This window comes from Methylobacterium sp. J-090, from assembly GCF_022829345.1.
In the GTDB taxonomy this organism is placed as follows: Bacteria; Pseudomonadota; Alphaproteobacteria; order Rhizobiales; family Beijerinckiaceae; genus Methylobacterium.
Map to the genome: position 1 here is coordinate 1 of NZ_JAKSXV010000008.1, position 23,977 is coordinate 23,977.

Annotated in this window: 18 protein-coding genes; 7 read left to right on the top strand and 11 right to left on the bottom strand. The window is 68.1% G+C overall.

Annotation, left to right across the window (positions count from 1 at the left end; all coding sequences use genetic code 11):
• A partial coding sequence (gene ctrA / locus MKK49_RS00595; RefSeq protein ID WP_244026074.1) for a response regulator transcription factor CtrA occupies window positions 1-681 on the bottom strand: 681 nt, incomplete at its 3' end.
• 443 nt (window positions 682-1,124) lie between these two features.
• Between ctrA and fliI the strand changes: the two genes are divergently transcribed.
• The 3 genes from fliI (at window position 1,125) to MKK49_RS00610 (ending at window position 4,250) form a co-directional block, all read left to right on the top strand.
• Window positions 1,125-2,480, top strand: a complete 1,356-nt coding sequence (gene fliI, locus MKK49_RS00600; protein ID WP_244026076.1) for a flagellar protein export ATPase FliI — start codon at window positions 1,125-1,127, stop codon at window positions 2,478-2,480.
• A gap of 76 nt (window positions 2,481-2,556) precedes the next feature.
• Window positions 2,557-2,964, top strand: a complete 408-nt coding sequence (gene fliJ, locus MKK49_RS00605; RefSeq protein ID WP_056095545.1) for a flagellar export protein FliJ — start codon at window positions 2,557-2,559, stop codon at window positions 2,962-2,964.
• 236 nt (window positions 2,965-3,200) lie between these two features.
• On the top strand, window positions 3,201-4,250 hold the full coding sequence (locus MKK49_RS00610; protein ID WP_244026078.1) for a lysylphosphatidylglycerol synthase domain-containing protein: 1,050 nt from the start codon (window positions 3,201-3,203) through the stop codon (window positions 4,248-4,250).
• Window positions 4,251-4,669: 419 nt separating this feature from the next.
• Here the strand turns inward: MKK49_RS00610 and flhA are convergent, their stop codons facing one another.
• Window positions 4,670-6,835, bottom strand: coding sequence for a flagellar biosynthesis protein FlhA (gene flhA / locus MKK49_RS00615; RefSeq protein ID WP_244026080.1), 2,166 nt, complete (start codon window positions 6,833-6,835; stop codon window positions 4,670-4,672).
• Window positions 6,836-7,676: 841 nt separating this feature from the next.
• Between flhA and MKK49_RS00620 the strand changes: the two genes are divergently transcribed.
• Both MKK49_RS00620 and MKK49_RS00625 read left to right on the top strand, forming a co-directional pair.
• Entirely contained in the window at window positions 7,677-8,216 is a 540-nt protein-coding gene (locus MKK49_RS00620) for a MucR family transcriptional regulator (RefSeq protein WP_244026082.1), read from the top strand.
• Window positions 8,217-8,503: 287 nt separating this feature from the next.
• On the top strand, window positions 8,504-9,682 hold the full coding sequence (locus MKK49_RS00625; protein WP_244026084.1) for an MFS transporter: 1,179 nt from the start codon (window positions 8,504-8,506) through the stop codon (window positions 9,680-9,682).
• A gap of 60 nt (window positions 9,683-9,742) precedes the next feature.
• On the opposite strand, the gene MKK49_RS00630 is transcribed toward MKK49_RS00625, so the two are convergent.
• The 9 genes from MKK49_RS00630 to urtA form a co-directional block, all read right to left on the bottom strand.
• Window positions 9,743-11,428 carry a methyl-accepting chemotaxis protein gene (locus MKK49_RS00630; RefSeq protein WP_244026085.1) on the bottom strand — a complete coding sequence of 562 codons (1,686 nt, stop codon included), beginning with the start codon at window positions 11,426-11,428 and terminating at the stop codon, window positions 9,743-9,745.
• A 510-nt stretch (window positions 11,429-11,938) separates the two neighbouring features.
• On the bottom strand, window positions 11,939-13,006 hold the full coding sequence (locus tag MKK49_RS00635) for an aliphatic amidase (RefSeq protein ID WP_244026086.1): 1,068 nt from the start codon (window positions 13,004-13,006) through the stop codon (window positions 11,939-11,941).
• 186 nt (window positions 13,007-13,192) lie between these two features.
• Entirely contained in the window at window positions 13,193-13,510 is a 318-nt protein-coding gene (locus tag MKK49_RS00640) for an FmdB family zinc ribbon protein (protein WP_244026087.1), read from the bottom strand.
• Window position 13,511: 1 nt separating this feature from the next.
• Window positions 13,512-14,741: a formamidase gene (fmdA, locus tag MKK49_RS00645; RefSeq protein WP_244026088.1), complete on the bottom strand. Its 1,230-nt coding sequence runs from the start codon at window positions 14,739-14,741 to the stop codon at window positions 13,512-13,514.
• 223 nt (window positions 14,742-14,964) lie between these two features.
• On the bottom strand, window positions 14,965-15,654 hold the full coding sequence (urtE, locus tag MKK49_RS00650; RefSeq protein ID WP_244026096.1) for an urea ABC transporter ATP-binding subunit UrtE: 690 nt from the start codon (window positions 15,652-15,654) through the stop codon (window positions 14,965-14,967).
• A gap of 73 nt (window positions 15,655-15,727) precedes the next feature.
• Window positions 15,728-16,513: an urea ABC transporter ATP-binding protein UrtD gene (gene urtD / locus MKK49_RS00655; protein WP_244026089.1), complete on the bottom strand. Its 786-nt coding sequence runs from the start codon at window positions 16,511-16,513 to the stop codon at window positions 15,728-15,730.
• A 10-nt stretch (window positions 16,514-16,523) separates the two neighbouring features.
• Entirely contained in the window at window positions 16,524-17,672 is a 1,149-nt protein-coding gene (gene urtC / locus MKK49_RS00660; RefSeq protein WP_244026091.1) for an urea ABC transporter permease subunit UrtC, read from the bottom strand.
• A 12-nt stretch (window positions 17,673-17,684) separates the two neighbouring features.
• Window positions 17,685-18,611 (bottom strand): urea ABC transporter permease subunit UrtB, encoded by a 927-nt coding sequence (gene urtB, locus MKK49_RS00665; RefSeq protein WP_056361455.1) that lies wholly within the window; start codon window positions 18,609-18,611, stop codon window positions 17,685-17,687.
• Window positions 18,612-18,836: 225 nt separating this feature from the next.
• Complete coding sequence (urtA, locus tag MKK49_RS00670) at window positions 18,837-20,096, bottom strand: urea ABC transporter substrate-binding protein (protein ID WP_244026092.1); 1,260 nt, start codon at window positions 20,094-20,096, stop codon at window positions 18,837-18,839.
• 225 nt (window positions 20,097-20,321) lie between these two features.
• On the opposite strand from urtA, the gene MKK49_RS00675 reads away from it, so the two are divergent.
• Together MKK49_RS00675 and MKK49_RS00680 are read left to right on the top strand one after the other, a co-directional pair.
• Window positions 20,322-23,705: an ATP-binding protein gene (locus MKK49_RS00675; protein ID WP_244026093.1), complete on the top strand. Its 3,384-nt coding sequence runs from the start codon at window positions 20,322-20,324 to the stop codon at window positions 23,703-23,705.
• Window positions 23,698-23,977 (top strand): response regulator (locus tag MKK49_RS00680; RefSeq protein ID WP_244026094.1); only part of this gene is annotated, 280 nt, incomplete at its 3' end. The genes MKK49_RS00675 and MKK49_RS00680, both read left to right, overlap by 8 nt.

A 23,977-nucleotide genomic window follows, 5' to 3' on the forward strand; every position in this document is an offset into this window, starting at 1 on the left:
GCCCTCGTTGGGCTCGCGCAGGACGTAGCCGCGGCCCCAGACGGTCTCGATGTAATTCTTGCCCGAGGAGGCGTTGGCGAGCTTCTTGCGCAGCTTGCAGATGAACACGTCGATGATCTTCAGCTCGGGCTCGTCCATGCCGCCGTAGAGGTGGTTGAGGAACATCTCCTTCGTCAGCGTCGTGCCTTTGCGCAGCGAGAGGAGTTCCAGCATCTGGTACTCCTTGCCGGTGAGGTGGACGCGGCTGCCGGAGACTTCCACGGTCTTCTGGTCGAGGTTCACGATGAGGTCGCCGGTGGTGATCACCGACTGGGCGTGGCCCTTCGAGCGGCGGACGATGGCGTGGATGCGGGCGACGAGTTCGTCCTTGTGGAAGGGCTTGGTCAGGTAGTCGTCGGCGCCGAAGCCGAGGCCCTTCACCTTGTCCTCGATGCCGGCCATGCCGGAGAGGATGAGGATCGGCGTCTTCACCTTGGCGACCCGCAGGTTCCGCAGCACCTCGTAGCCCGACATGTCGGGCAGGTTCAGGTCGAGGAGGATGATGTCGTAATCGTAGAGCTTGCCGAGATCGATCCCCTCCTCACCGAGATCGGTGGTGTAGGTGTTGAAGCTCTCGGATTTGAGCATCAGTTCGATGCTCTGCGCGGTCGCGCTGTCGTCCTCGATCAGAAGTACCCGCATCGTCGGTCCCCAGCCCGGCCGGCCGTGTGCAAGCGTACGGGCACACCCCCGCCTTCGTCCGCCACCGGCCCGCGGCGGACGCTCCCTCGTCATTGACGTGAAACGCTATTGGTTAATCGTTAACAAAACCTGATTCACCGGCGCAAGCGGCGATTTGGACATCGTATCCGGCGATGCGCGCAACCGTTGGCGGTCTGTTCTCGGCAGACGGGCCATCCGCTTCATGCATCACCTGAAGAACCATCCCCAAGCACCGTACCGACCGTATCGGGCCGAATCCTGTCACCCCGGGGACACGTTCCCGCGATGATGCGGGGCGCCCCTCCGAAACGACGCCTCCCGCCCCGAAAGCCGGAGGCCCGCTACCGGCCCGATACCCACAGTGTTAAGGAGGGAGGTAAACGAAGGGTTGAGAGAACACCGATGACCGGGCGGATTCACCGATGAGCGAACCGCATCCTGGCGTCGCACGCTTGCGCCTGGCTGGCGCCCGCGCCGCCCTCGACCGGGTCGAGACCCTGGAGGTCTACGGCCGGGTCGTGGCGATTCGCGGCCTCCTCGTCGAGGTCGCCGGTCCCGTGGCCGCCATGCGGCTCGGCGGGCGCCTCGACATCGCCGTGGAGAACGGACTCGGCGCCGTGCCCTGCGAGATCATCGGCTTCCAGGGCGACCGGGCGCTCGCCATGCCGTTCGGCTCCCTGGAGGGGGTGCGCCGGGGCTGCCCGGCCTACGTGCGCGACGAGGCCGCCGGGGCCATCCGCCCGTCGCCGGCCTGGCTCGGGCGCACCATCGACGCCCTCGGGCGCCCCATCGATGGCCTCGGCCCCCTCGACCAGGGCCCGGTGATCTATCCCCTGCGGGCCGATCCGCCGCCGGCCCACGCGCGCCGCCGCGTCGGGCCGCCGCTCGATCTCGGCATCCGCTGCATCAACACCTTCCTCACCATGTGCGCCGGCCAGCGCATGGGCATCTTCGCCGGCTCGGGCGTCGGCAAGTCGGTGCTGCTGTCGATGCTCGCCCGCTACACCGCCGCCGACGTCGCGGTGATCGGCCTCGTCGGCGAGCGCGGCCGCGAGGTCCAGGAATTCCTGCAGGACGACCTCGGCCCGGCGGGCCTCGCCCGGTCCGTGGTGGTGGTGGCGACCTCCGACGAGCCGGCCCTCATGCGCCGCAACGCCGCCTACGTCACCCTGGCGGTGGCCGAGTACTTTCGCGATCGCGGCGCGCAGGTCCTGTGCATGATCGATTCGATCACGCGCTTCGCCATGGCCCAGCGCGACATCGGCCTCGCCGCCGGCGAGCCGCCCACGGCCAAGGGCTACACGCCGACGGTGTTCAGCGAATTGCCGCGCCTGCTCGAGCGGGCCGGGCCGGGCACGGGGCAGGGGGCGATCTCGGGCCTGTTCACCGTGCTGGTGGAGGGCGACGACCACAACGAGCCCGTGGCCGATGCCGTGCGCGGCATCCTCGACGGCCACATCGTCATGGAGCGCGGCATCGCCGAGCGCGGGCGCTACCCGGCCATCAACGTCCTGCGCTCGGTCTCGCGGACCATGCCGAAGGCCTGCGACCCGGGCCACCTGCCGACCGTGCGGCGGGCCCGGCGCATCCTCTCGACCTACGCCGACATGGAGGAACTCATCCGGCTCGGCGCCTATCGGGCCGGCGCCTCGCCGGAAGTGGACGAAGCGGTGGCTTTGATGCCCGCTCTGGAGGCTTTTCTAGGTCAGGGTAAGGAAGAAGCAACTTCGATCGGCGAGGGTTACTCACGCCTCGCCGAGATCGTCGGCGGCCCCTGATCGACGCCGCACGGTCCCCGGACCGCCGGGCGGATGACGCGGGATGCGCGTGCGTTGCGTGGAGTGGACCCATCCTATGAAATCGCGTGACACGCTGATCCGGCTGCGACGCTTCCAGGTCGACGAGAAGCGTCGGCGCGTGACGCAGATCGAGATGATGATGGCCGACTTCACCCGCATGGCCCTCGAGCTCGATCGCGAGGTCGCCCACGAGGAGGGCCGCGCCGGCATCACCGACACCGCCCATTTCGCCTATCCGACCTATGCCCGCGCGGCAGCCGCCCGCCGGGACAACATGCGCCAATCCGCCGCCGCCCTCGAGGGACAGCTCTCCGAGGCCAAGGCCGAGCTCGGCGAGGCCTTCGAGGACCTGAAGAAGATCGAGATCCTGGACGACCGCGAGCGCACCGCCGAGCGCGCCGCCGAAGCCGCCCGCGACCAGGCCGCCATGGACGGCATCGGCCTGTCCCGCGTCCGCGCCTGACCCGGCACGCACCCCGCCGGGGCGTCGCCTGACCCCGCAGGGGCATCACTTGACCCCGCAGGGGCGTCGCGTCCGCAGGTCCGGCACGAAACCGTCATGATCGGGTGACATCACCCCGTCTTGCCGGTGTCCTCCCGGGCTCGGCCCACCCCCGGTGTTCGCCCGCGGCGTTCGCTTGCGGCGCCGGGCCTCGTCGTGCAGGGAGGGTCCGCTTAGTGGGGCTCGACCTGTCGATCATGAAGAAGATCAGCGATTTCATCTGGCCGATCATCGGCCTCGCCGCCGTCATCGTCTCCGGCTACCTGCTCTACCGCGAACTCGCCGGCATCTCGCTCGCCGAGATCAAGAGCAGCTTCTCGGAGATCCCGGTCCACCGCTTCCTGCTGGCGGGCGTCGCCACCCTCGTCGCCTACGCCGCCCTCGCCTGGTACGACCGCATCGCCCTGCTGCATCTCGGCGTCCGCCACATCTCGTGGTTCTTCGTCTCGGTCTGCTCGTTCACCACCTACGCCCTGTCGCACAACATCGGCGCCTCGGTGTTCTCGGGCGCCGTGGTGCGCTACCGGGCCTACACCGCCAAGGGCCTGTCGGCGGCCCAGGTCGCCGTCCTCGTGGCCCTGTGCTCGTTCACCTTCGGCCTCGGCACCATCCTGCTCGGCGGCTTCGTCCTCGTGGCCCTGCCCGACACCCTGACCCGGCTGAACGGCTACCTGCCGTCGATGCTCACCGATCCGGCCACCGCCCGCATCCTCGGCGCCGCGCTCCTCGGCTTCGTCGCCCTCTACGTCATCGGCTCGCTCCTGCGGCTGAAGCCCCTGACGATCCGCACGTTCAAGCTCGAATACCCGCGCCCGCAGATCATGGTCCGGCAGATCATCGCCGCGCCCCTGGAGCTGCTGGGGGCCGCCGGGATCATCTACTTCGCCCTGCCGGAGGCCGGGAACCCCGGCTTCCTCGTGGTGCTCGCGGTGTTCCTGGCTTCGTTCTCGGCGGCCCTGGTGTCGAACGCACCCGGCGGCCTCGGCGTGTTCGAGCTCGTCTTCGTGGTGGCGATGCCGGATGTCGCCCGCCCATCCATCATCGCCGCCCTGCTGGTGTTCCGGCTGTTCTACTTCTGGCTGCCGTTCCTCATCTCCGTGGTCGTGGTGCTGCTCTACGAGCGCAACCGCCTCGCCCGCGCCATCAAGGGCGAACCGGCCGTCGAGTCGGCACCCGCCGCGCCGCTCACGGCGCCCGGCCTCGACCCGAAGGCCATCGACGCGCGGGTTCGCAAGCATCCGGTGTGATCGTTTCGGACTGAAGGTCGGCCCGTCGAACACGGGCGCGTTGCCCGATGGGGCAGGGTGCCCGGACGGAACGATCGCGTCCGCCGGTCGCGCATCGCCTCGTCGGGTCCCGAACGAGGCGGCAGCCGAGGGTGAGGGGGCGCCGTGGGAAGAGCCTCGCATCGCAGATGCGTTTCCCCGGCGTTCGAACGGCGAGGCAAAGCGCTTCGAAGGGTCGCGACAGGCCCCTTCTCCTGGAAGGAGAGGGCGGGGGTGAGGTGTGCGAACTCTCCGGAGCGTCCACGACCCTCACCCCAACCCTCTCCCAAACAGGAGAGGGGGCCCGTCGCGGTTCATCTGCGATGGCCCTGCCGGGACGGAGAGGGGACCCGCGCCTCACCGCGTCACTGAACTGATCGGGCGGAAAACCGTATCCTTGTCTAAACAGAACCCACCGTCCGCAGGCGGGCGCGCGGGTGGATCTCCGCCTGGCTCATCACCGGGGTCTCGCGGCGGAAGCGCTCGATGATGGAGCGCACGAACGGCCGGGCCTGGACCGAGGTGACCAGCACCGGCATCTCGCCCATGCGGGCGGCGGTCTCGAAACGGTCGCGCACGGTGTTGACGAATTCCGACAGCTTCGAGGGCTGCATGGCGAGGTAGCGCTCGTCGCGCTCGCCGGCGATGGAGTCGAGGAAGGCCTGCTCCCAGGCCGGCGACAGGGTGATGATCGGCAGCATGCCGTCCGGCCCCTGGTACTGGGCGCAGATCTGGCGCCCGAGGCGGGCGCGGACGTGCTCGACGATGTCGCGCGGGTTCTTCACGTGGCCGGCCACCTCCGCCACCCCCTCGATGATGGCGCCGAGATCGCGAATCGAGACGCGCTCGGCGAGCAGGAACTGCAGGACGCGCTGGATGCCCGTGGAGGCGATCTGGCTCGGCATGACCTCCTTGAGGAGGTCGGAATGGTCCTTGGAGGTCTCGCGCAGGAGCTTCTGCACCTCGACGTGGCTGAGGAGCTCCGAGACGTGGGCCTTGATGATCTCGGTCAGGTGCGTCGAGACCACGGTGGCGGCGTCCACCACGGTGTAGCCCTTGAGCTGGGCCTGATCGCGCAGGGACGCGTCGATCCAGGTGGCGGGCAGGCCGAAGGTCGGCTCCAGCATGTGCTGGCCGGGGAGCTGCACCTGGCCGCCCATGGGGTCCATGGCCATGAACTGGCCCGGGAAGATCTGGCCGGTGCCGGCCTCGATCTCCTTGACCCGCACCACGTAGGCGTTGGCGTCGAGCTGGACGTTGTCGAGGATGCGCACGGACGGCATCACGAAGCCGAGCTCCGCCGCGAGCTGGCGGCGCAGGGCCTTAATCTGGTCGGTGAGCCGGTCCTGCCCTTCCGGGCCGTTGACGAGGGCGAGGAGCGCGTAGCCCATCTCGAGCTTGAGGTCGTCGAGCTTGAGCAGATCGGTGACGGTCTCCTCCTTGGCGGCCTGGGCGGCGGCCACCGCCGTGGCGTCCATGGGCGCGCCGTCGGAATCCAGCGGCGGCGCCTCGCGGGCGATCTTGGCGAAGTGCCACGCGGCGTAGCCGGAGGCGATGGCGAGGCCCAGGAACGGGAGCATCGGCATGCCGGGCAGGAGCGAGATCAGCACCATGACGCCGGACGACATGCCCAACGCCTTGGGGTAGTTCGCGAGCTGCTTGCCGAGCGCCTTGTCGGCCGAGCCCTTCACGCCCGCCTTCGACACGAGGATGCCGGCCGCCGTCGAGACGATGAGGGCCGGCACCTGCGAGGCGAGCCCGTCGCCGATGGTCAGCAGGGTGTAGGTCTTGGCGGCGCCCAGGAACGGCATGCCCTGCTGGGCGACGCCGATGATGATGCCGCCGATGACGTTGATGAAGGTGATGAGCAGGGCCGCGACGGCGTCCCCGCGCACGAACTTCGAGGCACCGTCCATGGCGCCGAAGAACGAGGATTCCTCCTCCAGCGCCGCGCGGCGGGCTTTCGCCACCTTCTCGTCGATGAGCCCGGCCGAGAGATCGGCGTCGATGGCCATCTGCTTGCCCGGCATGGCGTCGAGGGTGAAGCGCGCCGCGACCTCGGCGATGCGGCCCGAGCCCTTGGTGATGACCACGAAGTTCACGATGATCAGGATCGCGAACACGATGATCCCGATGACGAAGTTGCCGCCCATGACGAAGTTGCCGAACGCCTCGATGACGTGACCGGCCGCCGCCGTCCCCTCGTGGCCGTGGCCGAGGATGAGGCGGGTCGAGGCGAGGTTGAGCGCCAGCCTGAGCAGGGTCGCGACGAGGAGCAGCGTCGGGAAGACGGTGAATTCGAGCGGGTTGTCGATGAACAGACCCGTCATCATGATCAGCACCGAGATGATGATCGAGACGGCCAGCAGCAGATCGAGAAGGAATGCCGGCAGGGGGAAGATGAGCACCGTGAGGATGCCCATCACGGCGGTGGCGAAGAACAGGTCCGTGCGCTTCGACAGGGCGTGGAGATTGGCGCGGTTGGGAATCGCGAAGCTCGCGAACTGCCCCACGGTCATTCCCGAACCCGGACCGGGAGCCGGCGCGGCGGCGGCCGTCTCGCTCATCGTCTACCTCGTGGTCCGGCAAGTCGTGGTCCGCAAAGTCGTGGTCCGCCAAATCGGACCCGGCCAGCCGGACCCGGCAAGATTTGCCGCCCCCATGGTTAGCGCATCGTTAACGATCCGCATCCCGCCTTGCGCCGCCGGCGAATTCCGCCACCGGCTCCCGGATCGCGCCGCGTCCGTCCGCCCCTCGGGTAATCCCGAATCGGCGTTCGGCCGGCCCGCGCAGGCAACGGCCCCTCTTGCGCAACGAAGAATTGCCCCGCGGAATGAGAAACCCCCGCGACGAACTTGGGCTCCTCTGGAGAAGCGCCTCGGTTCCGTCACCCGCACCGGAGGTTCAACGAAAATTTCCCACCGCTGATCTTCGCTTCGGTGCGGCGTTTGCCCCGATACGCTATTGCCAAGCGGTTTTAGTCGTGGCAATGCCAGTATTGAAACTTTCGCGAGGCATGATCGTTGATGCGTTGCGATCCGGGCGGACTTGTCCGCCGACGGTCGCAGATCAGGGCGGTCGGCTCGGAACGAGACAGTATCGCGTCCGTCCAAGTCAGCATCCGCAAGAGGCTTCACCATCGAGTCCGTCGTTCGCGACGGTGATCGACAAGACCACCGTCACGGCAACGCCGATCCCCGGCGGAGCTGGGTCAATGCGCCGTCGCTCGAACGAGCAACCCTTGCGGGTCAACGCGGCAGACAACCTGCGTCACGCGAGAAGCGGCCATCAATCCACAACTACTCGGGAAAAAATTCGCAAGTCAGTGCGGTGAAACATTGCTTGCGGCAAGAACTGAGCTTACGATCCGAACGACTTATGACTTAAGCTAAGAATGGTGCCGACATCATGACCGAAACAGAATCCGATGCAGCCCGCCTGATCACACTCGCGGCAGATATCGTTTCCGCCTATGTCAGTAACAACCACGTCCAGAGCGCCGAGCTGCCGAAGCTGCTCAGCGATGTCCACGAGGCGATCCGGGGCGTGACGGCGAGTGGCGCACCGGCCGTCGAGACCGGGCCGCCCAAGGCCACCCCGCAGGAAATCCGCCGCTCGATCACCGCCGACTACTTGATCAGCTTCGAGGACGGCAAGCAGTACAAGACCCTGCGCCGGCACCTCACCCTGCGCGGCCTGACGCCCGAGCAGTACCGTGCCAAGTGGGGCCTGGCGCCCGACTATCCGATGACCTCGGCCAGCTATTCCGAGCAGCGCTCCGAACTCGCCCGCGCCCTCGGGCTGGGCCAGCAGCGCCGCAAGGGCCTCGCCAAGGCCGCCCCCGAGGAGGTGGTCAGCGCCGCGGAGCCCGAGCCGCAGGAGGAGGAGGCTCCGGCCGCCGCCCCCGAGAAGAAGCGCCGCGGTCCCCGCAAGAAGGTCGACGCCTGAACCGCTCCGCGCGACCCTGACGCGACCTGACCCGAGCCATCCCCGCACCACGGGGGTGGCTTTCGGCGTCCGGAGTCGAGCGGGCATCGGCGATCGGCGGCGGTGTCCCGGTCGGCGAGGGCCCCACGTCCGCGCCGTCCCCGCGCGTTCCATGCTCAGCGCGCAGGAGACCCGCGAGGCGGCGGCATCGGTGCCTGCGCCGACGCGTGATAGCCCGGGCTCATGCTGCATTGCAGCGTGATCGCCGCGCGCCGTCCGGGCCGGGGCCCCGAGCGTGAGGCGTCGCCATGTTGTCCCGTCCGATTCTGGCCCTGGCCGCCGCCTCCTTCGGGATCGGCACCACGGAATTCGTGATCATGGGCCTGTTGCCGGAGGTGGCCGACAGCTTCGGGGTCAGCGTCCCCCGGGCCGGGCTCCTCGTCTCGGGCTATGCGCTCGGCGTCGCCGTCGGCGCCCCCCTCGTCGCCATCGCCACGGCCCGGCTGCCGCGGAAAGCGGCTTTGCTCGTCCTCATGGGGGTGTTCCTGGCGGGCAATCTCGGCTGCGCCCTCGCGCCGAGCTACGGGTTCCTGATGCTGGCCCGCGTGGTGACGGCCTTCGCCCACGGGGCGTTCTTCGGCATCGGCGCCGTGGTGGCGAGCGGCCTCGTCCCGCGCGCGCAGCGGGCGCAGGCGGTGGCGCTGATGTTCACGGGCCTCACCCTCGCCAACGTCCTCGGCGTGCCGTTCGGCACCGCGCTCGGCCAGGTCGCGGGCTGGCGGGCGACGTTCTGGGCGGTGCTGGGCCTCGGCCTCGTGGCCGCCGCCGCCATCGCGGCCTTCGTGCCCGGCGGCCTGCCCGGCTCGCGCGGCGGGCTCGCGGGGGAGTTCCGTTCCCTGCGGCGCTGGGCGGTGCTGCTGCCGATGCTGGTGAGCACGCTGGCCTCGGTCAGCCTGTTCACGGTGTTCACCTACATCGCGCCGCTCCTGATCGAGGTGAGCGGCCTGACCCCGCGGGAGGTGACCGGGGCCCTGCTGCTGTTCGGCATCGGCCTCACCCTCGGCAACCTCGCGGGCGGGCGGCTGGCCGACCGGCGCCTCATGGCGACGGTGATCGGCAGCTTTGCCGCCCTCGTCGCCGTGCTGGTGCTGTTCGCCTTCACCAGCCGGGCGGCGCTTCCCGCCGTGCTGACCCTGCCGGTCTGGGGCGCCCTGGTCTTCGCCCTGGTCTCGCCCCTGCAGGTCTGGGTGGTGGAGGCCGCCACCGACGCGCCCAACCTCGCCTCGACCCTGAACCAGGGCGCGTTCAACCTCGGCAACGCCACCGGCGCGGCGCTCGGCGGCGGCGCCCTCACCTTGGGAATGGGCTACGGCAGCCTGCCCTGGCTCGGCGCCGGCATCGCCGCCCTCGCCCTCGGCCTCGTCCTGACGGCGCGCAGGGCGACCGCCGCCGAGCCGCGACCGGCCGAGGCCATCCATTTCGGCTGACCCCGTTCGCGCCGGCGGACCGGGACGGGCCCGCGCGGCGTTCGTGCGAGGCCGCCGGCCTCAGGCCGCGCGCACGGTTCCGAGGAAGCGGCGGACCTCGCCGTTGAGCTGCTCGGATTGCCGCGACAGCTCGGAGGCCGAGGCCAGCACCTGGCTCGCGGCGGCCCCCGTCTCCTCCGCCGCGCGGGCGACGCCGGTGATGTTGCCCGTGACCTCGCCGGTGCCGGTGGCCGCCTGGGCGACATTGCGGACGATCTCCTGGGTCGCCGCGCCCTGCTCCTCCACGGCCGCCGCGATGGAGGTGGCGACCCCGCTGATCTCGCGGATGCGGGCGGTGATGCTGCCGATGGCGGCCACAGCCTGGCCCGTCGCCCCCTGGATCTGCGTGATCTGGCTGGAGATCTCCTCCGTCGCCCGCGCCGTCTGGCCTGCGAGTTCCTTCACCTCGGACGCGACGACGGCGAAGCCCCGTCCCGCCTCGCCGGCGCGGGCCGCCTCGATGGTGGCGTTCAGGGCCAGCAGGTTGGTCTGACCGGCGATGCTGGAGATGAGTCCGACGACGTCGCCGACGCGGGCGGCCGCCTGGGCCAGGGTCTGGACGAGGGCGGCCGTCTGGTCGGCCTCCATCACGGCGCCCTGGGCGAGGTCGGCGGAGCCGCCGACCTGGCGCCCGATCTCCTGCACGGACACGCCGAGTTCTTCGGCCGCGGCCGCCACGGTGCCGACATTGGCCGCGGCTTCCTCCGCGGCGGCCGCCACGGTGGTGGACTGGCTCGCCGTCTCGGTGGCGGTGGCGGTCATGCTCTCGGCGGTCACCTGAAGCTCCGTCGCCGAGGACGACAGCATGCCGACGATGCCGCCCACCGCTCCCTCGAAGCTGTCGGCCAGCTCGATCATGGTGCGGCGGCGCTCCGCCGCCGCCGCCGTGTCGGCCATGCGGCGGATTTCGGCCTCCTCGGCGGCCTTCCGCGCCACCAGGGCCTTGATGGCGTCGACGGCCTTGCCGATCAGGCCGATCTCGTCGCCGCGCGCGGCTTCCTTGATCTCGGCATCGACCTCGCCCCGGGCCATGCGCTGGAGCACGTCCGTCAGCCGATGGATCGGACGGGTGATGCCGGCGACGACGACGCAGAGGGCCGTCAGCACGCCGAGGAGGAGACCCGCGGCGGAGAGGATCATGGTGAGACGGCGCGCGTCGTTGGTCTGCGCCGTTAGGGCATCGGAGCCCTTCTGGGTCGCCTCGGTGATGTCGTCCACCAGGGTCCTGATCGCGGTGAACAGCTTCTCCTGGATGGGGTCGATCGTCCCGTGCGCGAGGGCGAGGGCCTCGGCGTTCCTTTCCCGGGCGGCCAGACTGCGCATTTCGCCGATGTTCCTGACCAGATCACCGAGGAGGATCGACACCGCTTCCGTCCGGGCGCGGAAGGCCGGAGCGTTCTCGCGCACGTCGTTGGCGAGTTTCGCCGCCTGGGCCGGCAACGCATCGAAGCTGTTGCCGACGCGGGTCATCTCGGCGCGCTCGGTCTCGGCCAGGACACGAAAGGCCGTGTAGCTCATCTGGTAGATGGTGCGGTTGAGGCGGGCCGCTGCCGTCGCCGCCTTGGCGTCCTTCTCGAGATACGCCGTATAGGCGTCATCGATCGCGGTCATCTGCGATGTCGCATACCAGACGCAGCCGACGACCGCCGCCGCGAGCAGCGTGAGGACGGCCAGGAACTTGTTCAGGATCTTGATGTTCGCGAGCATAACTGCCGGACTTTCCCCAATTCTTTGTGTTTTCACCCTCTCGATCGATGATTAAGTTTTGGTTCGTCAGACGGAGAATGGCGCTTGCAAACTCAGCCCGCGCCCTGATCTGAAAAACATTTTTCGCACACGGAACCATGGTCGCGGAGAGCGGTTGTCGACCTTGCGCCACGGCAATTTTTTCGAAATGCAATGCAAAGGGCGATGTTCAGGTCAAGACCAAGTCTCGGCTTAGAGCTTCGTGTAGCGTCCTGAGCTTTGGCCATGCTGGAGCATCGGTTCGAGATAGGGATGCCAGTCCCCGGCGGACGCCGATGCCCAACGAAAGCTTAGGGCGCCGCCCCGGATACGCGATCCGGGACGACGCCCTTAGAGCATCTTCCGCCGAAGTGGTTGCCGGTTCGGCGTAAGAAAATGCGATACACAACAAAGGGATAGAGCGTTTTCTGCGATCCAAGGATCACAGAAAACGCTCTAGGAACAACGGACTATGATCCCGAAATCGGGGTGTCAGGGCGGATCGGGCGGCCCCTCGCCCTTGTCGACGAAGACCTTGCCGACGAACGGGATGCCCTCGATGGGGCATTCCTCGGTGCCGACCCCAGCCCGAGTGATGGCCCGCACGGCGTCGCGGGTGCCATCGGGGTCCTCGATCCAGCGGCGGTAGAAGTCGTACGGGCATTCCGAGAGCCCGTGGCGGTTCTCCTTGGAATTGATCATGCCCGTGTAGCCGCGGTGGAGCAGCTTGAAGAGGTGGTTCTCGGATTGCCCGTGGGCGCGGGCGTCGCGGATGAGGAACTTCGACAGGGCCGCGTACTGGATGCCCATCTCCTCCTCGCCGCACTCGCCCAGCGTGCGCCCGTCGAAGCCGACGATGGCCGAGTGGCCGAAGTAGGAATAGACGCCGTCGAACCCCGCCGCGTTGGCCACCGCCACGTAGGTGTTGTTGGCGAACGCCATCGCCTTCGACATCAGGATCTGCTGCTCCTTGGCCGGATACATGTAGCCCTGGCAGCGAACGATGAGCTCGGCGCCGCGCATGGCGCAGTCGCGCCAGATCTCGGGGTAGTTGCCGTCGTCGCAGATGATGAGGCTGATCTTCAGGCCCTTGGGACCGTCGGAGACGTAGGTGCGGTCGCCCGGATACCAGCCCTCGATGGGCGTCCAGGGCATGATCTTGCGGTACTTCTGCACGATCTCGCCCTGATCGTTCATGAGGATGAGGGTGTTGTAGGGCGCCTTGTGCGGGTGCTCCTCGTGGCGCTCGCCCGTGAGCGAGAACACGCCCCAGACCTTGGCCTTCCGGCAAGCGGCGGCGAAGATCTCCGTTTCCGCCCCCGGAACGGTGGTGGCCGTCTCGTACATTTCGGCCGCGTCGTACATGATCCCGTGGGTCGAGTATTCGGGGAAGATCACGAGATCGAGGCCCGGCAGGCCGGACTTCATGCCCACCACCATGTCGGCGATTTTCTGAGCGTTCTCCAGCACCTCCATCTTCGTGTGGAGGCGGGGCATCTTGTAGTTCACCACCGCGACGCCGACGCTGTCGGCGCTGGACGAGATGTCTCCGTGCATCATGGCGTGGGTTCCTCAGGGGGGGGAAGTACCCTCCCCCCTCCGCGGGGGAGGGTGCCTGCGGAGCAGGCGGGAGAGGGGAGCACCGCCCCATCCGGAAAGATCGGCGCTGCCCCTCTTGCGGGACTACGTCCCGGCCCGGTCGCTCCGCGACCACCCTCTCCCGCAGAGGGGAGAGGGGTTTTTCCGTCAGTGGCTGATCATCCACGGCCGCGCATTGGGAAAGCTCTTGGCGGCCCCGGGGTTGGATTTCGCCTTGGCGCCCGAGCAGCAGCCGCAGCCGGCCCCATGCGCGGACGACTTGCGGGGCGCGTGCTGGCTCCGCTCGTTCGTCGCGTACGCCTTGCGCCGGCCCGCATCCATGGAGGCGAGGTTGGGCGCGGTGAGGAAGGCGCGGCCGCATTCCGACCCGCAATCGGGGCAGTCGTGCGGGTCCTGGAACTGCGACATGGGGCGCAGCACCGTGAACGGCCCGCAGGCGGCGCAGGCGTAATCGTAGACGGGCATCTCAAAGATCCGGCGAGAGCGGCATCTGGATCGAGCCGTCCAGAAACTTCGTCGGCCCGTCGGCACCGGGGTTGATGTCGAACTCGAAGATCTTGGTCGGAATCCACAGGGTCGCGCAGGCGTTGGGGATGTCGACGACGCCCGAGATGTGGCCCTGGACCGGCGCCGTGCCGAGGATCGAGTAGGCCTGCGCGCCCGAATAGCCGAACTTCTTCAGGTACTCGATGGCGTTGAGGCAGGCCTGGCGGTAGGCCACCGTCACGTCGAGGTAGTGCTGCTTGCCGTACTCGTCGACGGAGATGCCCTCGAAGATGAGGTGGTCGTCGAATTGGGGCGTGACCGGCGACGGCTTGAAGATCGGGTTCTTGATCCCGTACTTCGACATCCCGTCCTTGATCAGGCTGACCTTGAGGTGAACCCAGCCGGCCATCTCGATGGCGCCGCAGAAGGTGATCTCGCCGTCGCCCTGGCTGAAATGCAGGTCGCCCATGGAAAGGCCCGCACCCGGCACGTAGACCGGGAAGTAGATCTTCGAGCCGCGCGACAGGTCCTTGATGTCGCAATTGCCGCCGTGCTCGCGGCCCGGCACCGTGCGGGCGCCGGTGGCCGCCGCCTTGTCCTTCGCCTCGCCTTTCAGCCGGCCCATATGGGCGGTGGGCCCGAACGGGAGGGTGGCCAAAGCCGGCACCCGGTTGGGGTCGGTGTCGAACAGGGCTTTTTCGCGGGTGTTCCAGGTGTCCAGCATCTTGGGGTCGGGCAGGCAGCCGATCAGGCCCGGATGGATCAGGCCGGGGAAGCGCACGCCGGGGATGTGGCGCGATTTCGTGAACATGCCCTCGAAGTCCCAGATCGACTTCTGGGCCTGGGGGAAGTGCTCGTCCAGGAAGCCGCCGCCGTTCTTCTTGGAGAAGAACCCGTTGAAGCCCCACTGGCTCTCGGGCTTGGCGCCGATGTCGAGCAGATCGACCACCAGAAGGTCGCCGGGCTCGGCGCCCTCGACGCCGATGGGGCCGGAGAGGAAGTGGACGATGGAGAGGTCGATGTCGCGGACATCGTCGGCCGAATCGTTGTTCTTGATGAAGCCGCCGGTCCAGTCGTAGGTCTCGACGATGAAGTCGTCGCCGGGCTTGACCATGGCCACCATGGGGATGTCGGGGTGCCAGCGGTTGTGCACCATGTCGTTGTCGTAGGCCGACTGCGTGAGATCGACCTTGATCAGGGTCTCTGCCATCGTTTGCGCTCCTCCGGGAAGTGGACGGCCGCTCGCATCGCGTATCCGGCGTTGCGCGGCCGCTCTCGTGAAAGCCTCAAGTTCCGCGCGTGCCGGAACGCGCTCTCCTGCCCCTTGCGGGGCAACGTCGGGGGTGGTGCAGGATCGAGCGTCACGGTGCCGTCTGCACCACCCCCACCCCTAAACCCCTCCCCGCAAGGGGGAGGGGACACAGCGCCCCGCCTCAGACCGAGAGGAAGCGGGCGACCTGGGCCTCGTCGATGTCGGCGCGCAGCGACTCGTGCACGATGTGGCCGTTCTCGATGACGAGCACCCGGTCGGCGACGTCGAGGGCGAAGCTCAGCACCTGTTCGGAAACCACGATGGACAGCCCGCGCGCGTCGCGGATCTTCTTCAGCGTCCGGCCCATCTCGCGGATGATCGACGGCTGGATGCCCTCCGTCGGCTCGTCCAGCAGCAGGACCTTGGGGCGGCTCGCCAGCGCCCGGGCGATGGCGAGCTGCTGCTGCTGGCCGCCGGACAGGTTGCCGCCGCGCCGTCCCTTCATCTCCAGCAGCACCGGGAACATCTCGTAGAGTTCCTGGGGCACCCGGCGCTCGTTGGTGACGGTCAGCCCGGTCTCGATGTTCTCCTGCACGGTCATGGCGGAGAAGATCATGCGGCCCTGCGGCACGTAGGCGAGGCCGTGCGCCACGCGCTGGTGGCTCTTCAAGGCTCCGACTTCGGTGCCGTCGACCCGGATCGACCCGGATTTCACCGGCACGATGCCCATGAGGGTCTTCATCAGCGTGGTCTTGCCCATGCCGTTGCGGCCCATGACGGCGACGATCTCGCCGGGCGCGATGGCGATGTCGAGGCCGTGCAGCACCTCGCTCTGGCCGTAGGCGGCGTGGAGGTCGGTGATCGCCAGCATCGGCTGGACGCCGCCCTGAACGAACGGGACCGCGGCGGGGGCGGGCGTGGTCTGGAGCATGAGCCCGTTCCTCTCAGTGGCCGAGATAGACTTCGATGACTTTGGGGTCGTTCTTGACCCGCTCCATCGAGCCCTCCGACAGGACCTTGCCCTGGTGGAGCACGGTGACCCGGTGGGCGATGTCCTCGACGAACTTCATGTCGTGCTCGATGACGAGCACCGAGCGGCCGACGATGATCTGGTTGAGCAACTCGGCGGTCTTGATGCGCTCGCCGACGCTCATGCCGGCGACCGGCTCGTCGAGCATCAGGAGTTCGGGGTCCTGGATCAGCAGCATGCCGATCTCGAGCCATTGCTTCTGGCCGTGGCTGAGGAACTCGGCCCGCTCCAGCAACTGATCCTTCAGGAAGATCATGTTGGCGACCTCCTCGATCCGGTCGCGGACCTGCCCATCGCGCTTGAAGGTCAGCGCCCCGAACACCGAGCGCCCGCGCGGGTACGAGATCTCCAGGTTCTCGAACACCGTGAGGTCGTCGTAAATCGACGGCGTCTGGAACTTGCGGCCGACCCCGGCCTGCACGATGGCGCTCTCGGAGAGCTTGGTGAGCTCCTGGCCCTTGTACTTGATGGAGCCGGAACTCGCCTTGGTGCGCCCGCAGATGAGGTCGAGCACCGTGGTCTTGCCGGCGCCGTTGGGGCCGATGATCACCCGGATCTCGTTGGGATCGACGTAGAACGACACGTCGTTCACCGCCTTGAACCCGTCGAAGGAGACGGTGAGGGATTCCACCGCGAGGAGGAAGTCCTTCTCCGCCGGGGCGGCACCGATGAGGTGCGAGGGAAGAAGCGCGGCGTTCATTGGAAAAATCCTACTCGGCCGCGTGGGGGAGGGCGACGGCGGGCGCGGGCTCCAGGGCCTTCACGCGCCGGGTCAGGCGGGGTTCGACGTAGGTCCGGTAGATGCCCGCCAAGCCGTTGGGGAAGGCCAGGACCACGAGGATGAACAGGCCGCCGAGACCGAACAGCCACAATTCCGGAAAACTCTCCGAGAAGGTGGTCTTGGCCCAGTTGACCAGCAGCGTGCCCCAGACGGCGCCGAACAGGGACAGTCGCCCGCCCACAGCCGCGTAGATCACCATCTCGATGGACGGCACGATGCCGACGAAGGAGGGCGACATGAACCCGACCTGCAGGGTGAACATCGCCCCGCCGATGGCGGCGAACACGGCCGCCAGGCAGAACGCGAAGGTCTTGAAGCTCGCGACCTGGTAGCCGGAGAAGCGGACCCGGTCCTCCTTGTCGCGCATGGCGACGAGGATGCGCCCGAGCTTCGAGCGCTTCACGTACTGCGCGAACAGGATGCAGGCGACGAGCAGGCCGCCGTTGACGAAGTAGAGGATGTTGTGGGCGCGGTCGGTGCGGATGTCCCAGCCGTGGAGCGTACGCAGATCCGTGATGCCGTTGATGCCGCCGGTATAGCCCTGCTGACCGACGATGAGGATCGTCAGGATGGCGGCGATGGCCTGGGTGATGATGGCGAAGTAGGTGCCGCCGACGCGGCGGCGGAACATCGCCGTGCCGATGACGAAGGCGAAGAAAGCCGGCACCACGATGACGGCGAGGAGCGTGAAGGGCAGGCTGGTGAACGGCTTCCAGAACCAGGGCAGTTCGGTGATCTGGTTCCAGTCCATGAAGTCGGGGATGCCCGGCGTCGACTGGATCTTGGTGTTCTCGACGCTGGAGGCCTCGAGCTTCAGGTACATGGCCATGAGGTAGCCGCCGAGACCGAAGAACACGCCCTGGCCGAGGGACAGGATGCCGCCGAAGCCCCAGCAGATGACGAGGCCCAACGCCACGAACGAGTAGGTGAGGTACTTGCCCACCAGATTGAGCCGGAAGGCGTCGAGCAGCATCGGCAGCACGAGGAAGATCACGGCGACGAGCAGCGCGAGGCTGATCCACTCCATCGGCTTCATGAACGGGTTGTCGTGGACGGTCGAGGATGGGGCGCGGGTCATGATGGGGGCTCCTCAGCGCCGGACCTTGAGGGTGAAGAGGCCCTGCGGCCGCAGCATCAGGATGCCGACGACGGCCAGCAGCGTGATCACCTTGGCGGTGGAGCCCGACAGGAAGAATTCGAGGGTCGACTGGGTCTGCGAGATCGAGAAGGCCGAGGCGATGGTGCCCAGAAGCGAGGCGGCGCCGCCGAAGACCACGATGAGGAAGGTGTCGACGATGTAGAGCTGGCCCGAAGTCGGCCCCGTGGAGCCCACCATGGTGAAGGCCGACCCGGCGATGCCCGCGATGCCGCAGCCGAGGCCGAAGGTGAGGCGATCGACCTTCTCGGTGTCGATGCCCACCGCCCCCGCCATGGGCCGGTTCTGCACCACGGCGCGGACCTGGGCGCCGAAGCGCGAGCGGTACATCAGGAGGGCGACGCCGGCGGTGATGAGCAGCGTGATCGCCATCACGAACATGCCGTTGATGGGGATCTCGATGGTGTCGGTGACCTGCACCGAGCCGATGAGCCAGGACGGCAGCTCGACGCCGACCTCGCGCGGCCCGAAGATCGTCCGGTAGGCCTGCTGCAGGATCAGCGACAGACCCCAGGTAGCGAGCAGCGTATCGAGGGGCCGCTTGTAGAGGTGGCGGATCAGCGCCCATTCGACCAGCATGCCGAGCGCCCCCGACGCCACGAAGGCCAGCGCCATGGCGACGAAGAAGTAGGCCGGGAACAGGGCCGGCAGGTGGGTCTGGAAGAAGCCCGAGCACAGGTAGGTCATGTAGGCGCCGAGGATCATGAACTCCCCGTGCGCCATGTTGATCACGCCCATCTGGCCGAAGATGATCGCCAGCCCCAGCGCCATGAGCGTGTAGACCGAGAACAGGATCAGCCCGGCGAAGCCCTGCATCACGAAGATCGAGCTGAGGTCCGTGAGGGAATAGTCGCCGAGCATTTTTCGTACTCCAGGGGAGGCGGCTGCTTTGCAAGCCTCGGGCCGTCGATGGCGGACGCGGCCATCTCGAAAGAGCCGCGACGCGCTCCCTCTCCTGAAAGGAGAGGGTTGGGGTGAGGTGTGCGAACGCTCCGAAAAGGTCCCACACCTCACCCTGTCCCTCTCCTTCCAGGAAAGGGGACCCGCGCCCGCTGGACCCGATCCAGCGAACGCGGATGGTCCCGCCTATTGGTAGCCCTTCGGGAAGGGGTTCGGCTCGATGAGCTCGGGGCTCTCGTAGACCACCTCGAACTGGCCGGACGGCAGCGCCTTGGCGACGCGGGTCTTCGACCAGAGGTGATGGTTCGGGTGGATCTTGACGTAACCCTCCGGGGCCTCCTTGAACTCGATGCCGGCGGAGGCCGCCGCCACCTTGTCGACGTCGAAGGAGCCGGCCTTCTCCACCGCCATCTTCCACAGGAACGGCCCGAGATAGGCGGCCTGGGTCACGTCGCCGATGACGGTCTTCTCGCCCCACATCTTGTGGAAGGCGGCCACGAACTTCTCGTTGTTCGGGTTCTTCAGGGACTGGAAGTACTTCATGCAGGAATAGGCGCCGGCGATGTTGTCGCCGCCGATGCCGTCGATCTCGTCCTCGGTCACCGAGATGGTCAGCAGGGTCTGCTTCGACAGGTCGATGCCGGCGGCCTTGAGCTGCTTGTAGAACGCCACGTTCGAGCCGCCGACGACGTCGGTGAAGATCACGTCGGGCTTCGTCAGCTTCAGCTTGTTGATCACCGAGTTGAACTGCGTGTGGCCGAGCGGGAAATATTCCTCGCCCACGACCTTGGTCTTGAGCACGTTCTCGATGTGTTTGCGGGCGATCTTGTTCGAGGTGCGGGGCCAGATGTAGTCCGAGCCGATGAAGAAGAACGTCTTGGCGCCCTTCTCCTTGGCGACCCAGTTCAGCGATTCGAGGATCTGCTGGGTGGCCTCCTGGCCGGTGTAGATCACGTTCTTCGACTGCTCCAGGCCCTCGTAGAAGGTCGGATAGTAGAGAAGGCCGTTATACTGCTCGAACACCGGGAGCGCGGCCTTGCGGGAGGCGGAGGTCCAGCACCCCATCACGGCGGCGCAATGGTCGTTGACCAGGAGCTTCTTCGCCTTCTCCGCGAAGGTCGGCCAGTCGGAGGCGCCGTCCTCCTGGATGATCTTGATCTTGCGGCCGAGCACGCCGCCGGCCTCGTTGATCTGGGAGATCGCGAGCTTCTCCGCCTGGATCGAGCCGGTCTCGGAGATCGCCATGGTGCCGGTGGCGGAATGCAGGATGCCGACCGTGACCTCGGTGTCGGTCACCGCGAGGCCGGTGGTGTTCACGGTGGCCGTCGCCGGCCCCGCCGCGAAGCTCATGCGCGGCATCAGGGCGATGGCCGGCACGCCGGCGAGCCCCATGAGAAGCCTGCGCCGCAGCGCCGATTGCAGGCCGTTGCCCTTGCTCTCTGCCATCGTGCCCAAAATCCCTGATCGTCGTCGCACGGCCCGTCGGATGGCCGTGGATCGATAAGCAAAGGCTAGGCCGCATGGTGCGATGCGGTCGATACGCAGTCTTGCGTATGGAGCGGAACCGGGCGGAGGCGCATCGTGACGATCTTTTCGCACGTCGAAAGCATGCCCGTGAGGCTCGACCCGCCTCGGGAACAGGGTCCGCGCGTGCTACCCTCGTGCCGACCCATGCCTCAACATCAGCGCATCCTGCCGATCCGGCGCGACTACAACCGTTTCGTCGCCGACGAGACGCTGGAGGACTATGCCCTGCGCTTCACGGCGAAGTCGGCGCGGCGCTGGTCGGGCCTGCGGGTGGCGCAGACGGCGCTCGGCTCCGTGTCGTTCCTGGCGCTCGAGGCCATCGGCGGCACCCTGGTGCTGGGCTTGGGCTTCACCAACACGCTCGCCGCCCTCGTGGTGGTGGCGCTCATCATCTTCGCCACGGCGGTGCCGATCTGCGCCTACGCCGCCCGCTACGGCGTCGACATCGATCTGCTCACCCGGGGGGCGGGCTTCGGCTATATCGGCTCGACGGTGACGTCGCTGGTCTATGCGAGCTTCACGTTCCTGTTCTTCGCCATCGAGGCGGCCATCATGGCGATGGCCCTGCACCTGTGCTTCGGCCTGCCGCCGGCGCTGGGTTACCTCGTCAGCGCCGTCGCGGTGATCCCCCTCGTCATCTACGGCATCACCCTCATCAGCCGGTTCCAGATCTGGACCCAGCCCCTGTGGATCGTCCTCAACCTGCTGCCGCTCGCCTTCATCGTCTGGCAGGGCGGCGCGCCGGTGACCGAATGGCTCGGCTTCCCCGGCGATTCGGGCGCGGGCGGGTTCGATCTCGCCCGCTTCGGCCTCGCCACCGGCATCCTCCTCGCCCTCCTGGCGCAGGTCGGCGAGCAGGTCGATTTCTTGCGGTTCGTGCCGGCGCCGGAGCCGGGCAAGACGGGCCGCTGGTGGGCCGCCGTCCTGGGCGCCGGGGCCGGCTGGATCGTGCCGGGCTTCCTCAAGATCCTGCTCGGCTCGTTCCTCGCGGTGCTCGCCCTCCACCACGGGGTGCCGGCCGACCGGGCGGCCGAGCCGACGCAGATGTACGCGATCGCCTTCGGCTACGTGGTGGCGCCCGGCCCCTGGGCCATCGCCCTGATGACCCTGTTCGTCGTGGTCTCGCAGATCAAGATCAACGTCACCAACGCGTATGCGGGCTCCATCGCCTGGTCGAACTTCTTCTCCCGCCTCACCCACAGCCATCCGGGCCGCGTGGTCTGGCTCGTGTTCAACGTCGCCATCGCGCTCCTGCTCATGGAGCTCGGCATCGACAAGACCCTCTCCAGCACGCTCAGTCTCTACGCCGTGGTGGTCTCGGCCTGGGTCGGGGCGCTGGCCGCCGATCTCGCCGTCAACAAGCCGCTTGGCCTGTCGCCCCCCGGCATCGAGTTCAAGCGGGCCCACCTCTACGCCATCAATCCCGTCGGCACCGGCGCCATGGTGCTGTCGATGGGCGCGGGCTTTTCCGCCCATCTCGGCTGGCTCGGCGCGATCCTCACCCCGTTCGGCCCCATGCTGGCGCTGTTCGTGGCGTTCCTCGCCGCCCCCGCCATCGCCTTCGCCACGGGCGGACGCTTCTATCTCGCGCGAACGCCCAAAACCGACTGGAACGGGGCCGCCACCATCACCTGCCGGGTGTGCGAGCATCCGTTCGAGCCCGAGGACATGGCCCAGTGCCCGGCCTATGGCGGGGCGATCTGCTCGCTGTGCTGTTCGCTCGATGCCCGCTGCGGCGACCTGTGCAAGCCGCACGGGCGCCTCGACAGGCAGGCCCAGGGCATCCTGGCGAGGGTCCTGCCGGCGCGCACGGCGGTCTGGATCGGCGCGCCCCTGGGGCGCTACCTCGCCCTGATGCTCACCCTGGTCAGCGCCGTGGCGCTGATCCTCGGCATCGTCCATGCCGGCGCGGTCTCCGAGCACCCCGAACACCGCGAGATGCTGGCCGCCGCGCTGACCTCCGTGTTCCTCATCCTCATCGTCATCCTCGGCATCGTCGCGTGGCTGTTCGTGCTGGCCCAGGAGAGCCGCCACGTCGCCCTGGAGGAGACCGCCCGCCAGACCGGGCTCTACCAGGCCGAGATCGCCGCCCATAAGGTCACCGATCTCAAGCTCCAGCAGGCCAAGGAGGCGGCGGAGGCGGCCAACCTCGCGAAAAGCCGCTACGTGGTCGGCATCAGCCACGAACTGCGCACGCCCTTGAACGCCGTGCTGGGCTACGCGCAGCTCCTGGAGGGCGATCCCAGCATCCCGGCGCCGCGCCAGAACGGCATCCGGGTGATCCGGCGCTCGGCCCAGCACCTGTCGGGCCTCATCGACGGGTTGCTCGACATCTCGCGCATGGAGGCCGGACGCCTGCAGATCCATCGCGACGAGATCCGGCTCTCGGACTTCCTCGACCAGATCGGCGACATGATCCGCCTCCAGGCCGAGGGCGCCGGCCTCGAGTTCCGCTTCACCCGGCCGGCCACCCTGCCGTCGGTGGTGGCGACCGACGAGAAGCGCCTGCGCCAGATCCTGCTCAATCTTCTCTCCAACGCCGTGAAGTTCACGGCGAAGGGGCATGTCGCCCTCGATCTCGCGTATCGCAGCCAGATCGCCGTGTTCACCATCCGCGACACCGGCCTCGGCATCCCGGAGGCCGACCTCCAGCGGGTGTTCGAGCCGTTCGAGCGCGGCTCCATGGCGGCGGCGCTGACCACCCCCGGCACCGGGCTCGGGCTCACCATCGCGCATCTGCTGGCGCAGATCATGGGCGGCGAGATCACCGTGGAGAGCACGGTCGGGGAGGGCACCTGCTTTCGCCTGCGCCTCATGCTCGCCTCCGTGGCCCGGCCGAAACCCGTGCGGCTGCCGGCCCGGACGCCCGAAGTGGCCCGGACCTATTCGGGCGCGCGCCGCACCATCCTGGTGGCCGACGACGACGCGGCCCATCGCGGCCTCATGCGCGACATCCTCGAACCCCTCGGGCTCATCGTGATCGAGGCCGCCGACGGCCCCGCCTGCCTGGCGCTCGCCGCCGCACACCCCCCCGACCTGTTCCTCCTCGACATCGCCATGCCGGGCATGACCGGCTGGGTCCTGGCCAGGGCCTTGCGTGAGGCCGGCCAGACCGCCCGGATCGCCATGATGTCGGCCAACGTCCACGAGATCAGCCCGTCGCGCGGGCACGACGCCCCCCACGACGCCATCATCGCAAAACCGTTCGACCTGCGCGATTTTCTGGAGATCGTCAGCGGATTGCTCGGCCTCGCCTGGAGCGCGCCGGAACCGGTGCCGGCCCCCGCCGAGGAGGCGGGGCCGCCGCCCCGGCCCGAGGCCGTGGCCGACCTCCTGCGCCTCGCCCGGATCGGCCATGTCCGCGGCCTCGCGACGAAGCTCGCCCAGATGGCCGACGAGGCCGATCCACCGACGGCGTTTTTGGCGCGGATGCGCGGTCTCGTCGAGGCCTACGACCTGCGCCGCGTCCTCGGCATCCTCGAAGACTTGCACGCCTCCCGCGCGCCGGAGCCCGCCGGCGATGCGTGAGCTCCACCGCGACATCGTCCTCGTGGTGGACGATTCCCCCGACACCCTGAGCTTCCTCACCGAGGCCATCGAGCGCTCGGGCGCCACCGTGCTCGTCGCGGTGGCGGGCGACCTCGCCCTGGCGCTGGTCGACGAGATCACCCCCGACATCATCCTGCTCGACGCGGTGATGCCCGGCATGGACGGGTTCGAGACCTGCCGGCGCCTCAAGGCCAAGGGCCACCTCGGCCACGTGCCGGTGATCTTCATGACCGGCCTGTCGGAGACCGAGC

Excerpts from the sequence above, each read along its gene's own strand:
- fliI (WP_244026076.1), top strand. The coding sequence starts at position 1,125 with ATGAGCGAACCGCATCCTGGCGTCGCACGCTTGCGCCTGGCTGGCGCC.
- fliJ (WP_056095545.1), top strand. The coding sequence starts at position 2,557 with ATGAAATCGCGTGACACGCTGATCCGGCTGCGACGCTTCCAGGTCGAC.
- MKK49_RS00610 (WP_244026078.1), top strand. The coding sequence starts at position 3,201 with ATGAAGAAGATCAGCGATTTCATCTGGCCGATCATCGGCCTCGCCGCC.
- flhA (WP_244026080.1), bottom strand. The coding sequence starts at position 6,835 with ATGAGCGAGACGGCCGCCGCCGCGCCGGCTCCCGGTCCGGGTTCGGGA.
- MKK49_RS00620 (WP_244026082.1), top strand. The coding sequence starts at position 7,677 with ATGACCGAAACAGAATCCGATGCAGCCCGCCTGATCACACTCGCGGCA.
- MKK49_RS00625 (WP_244026084.1), top strand. The coding sequence starts at position 8,504 with ATGTTGTCCCGTCCGATTCTGGCCCTGGCCGCCGCCTCCTTCGGGATC.
- MKK49_RS00630 (WP_244026085.1), bottom strand. The coding sequence starts at position 11,428 with ATGCTCGCGAACATCAAGATCCTGAACAAGTTCCTGGCCGTCCTCACG.
- MKK49_RS00635 (WP_244026086.1), bottom strand. The coding sequence starts at position 13,006 with ATGATGCACGGAGACATCTCGTCCAGCGCCGACAGCGTCGGCGTCGCG.
- MKK49_RS00640 (WP_244026087.1), bottom strand. The coding sequence starts at position 13,510 with ATGCCCGTCTACGATTACGCCTGCGCCGCCTGCGGGCCGTTCACGGTG.
- fmdA (WP_244026088.1), bottom strand. The coding sequence starts at position 14,741 with ATGGCAGAGACCCTGATCAAGGTCGATCTCACGCAGTCGGCCTACGAC.
- urtE (WP_244026096.1), bottom strand. The coding sequence starts at position 15,654 with ATGCTGGCGATCACCGACCTCCACGCCGCCTACGGCCAGAGCGAGGTG.
- urtD (WP_244026089.1), bottom strand. The coding sequence starts at position 16,513 with ATGAACGCCGCGCTTCTTCCCTCGCACCTCATCGGTGCCGCCCCGGCG.
- urtC (WP_244026091.1), bottom strand. The coding sequence starts at position 17,672 with ATGACCCGCGCCCCATCCTCGACCGTCCACGACAACCCGTTCATGAAG.
- urtB (WP_056361455.1), bottom strand. The coding sequence starts at position 18,611 with ATGCTCGGCGACTATTCCCTCACGGACCTCAGCTCGATCTTCGTGATG.
- urtA (WP_244026092.1), bottom strand. The coding sequence starts at position 20,096 with ATGGCAGAGAGCAAGGGCAACGGCCTGCAATCGGCGCTGCGGCGCAGG.
- MKK49_RS00675 (WP_244026093.1), top strand. The coding sequence starts at position 20,322 with ATGCCTCAACATCAGCGCATCCTGCCGATCCGGCGCGACTACAACCGT.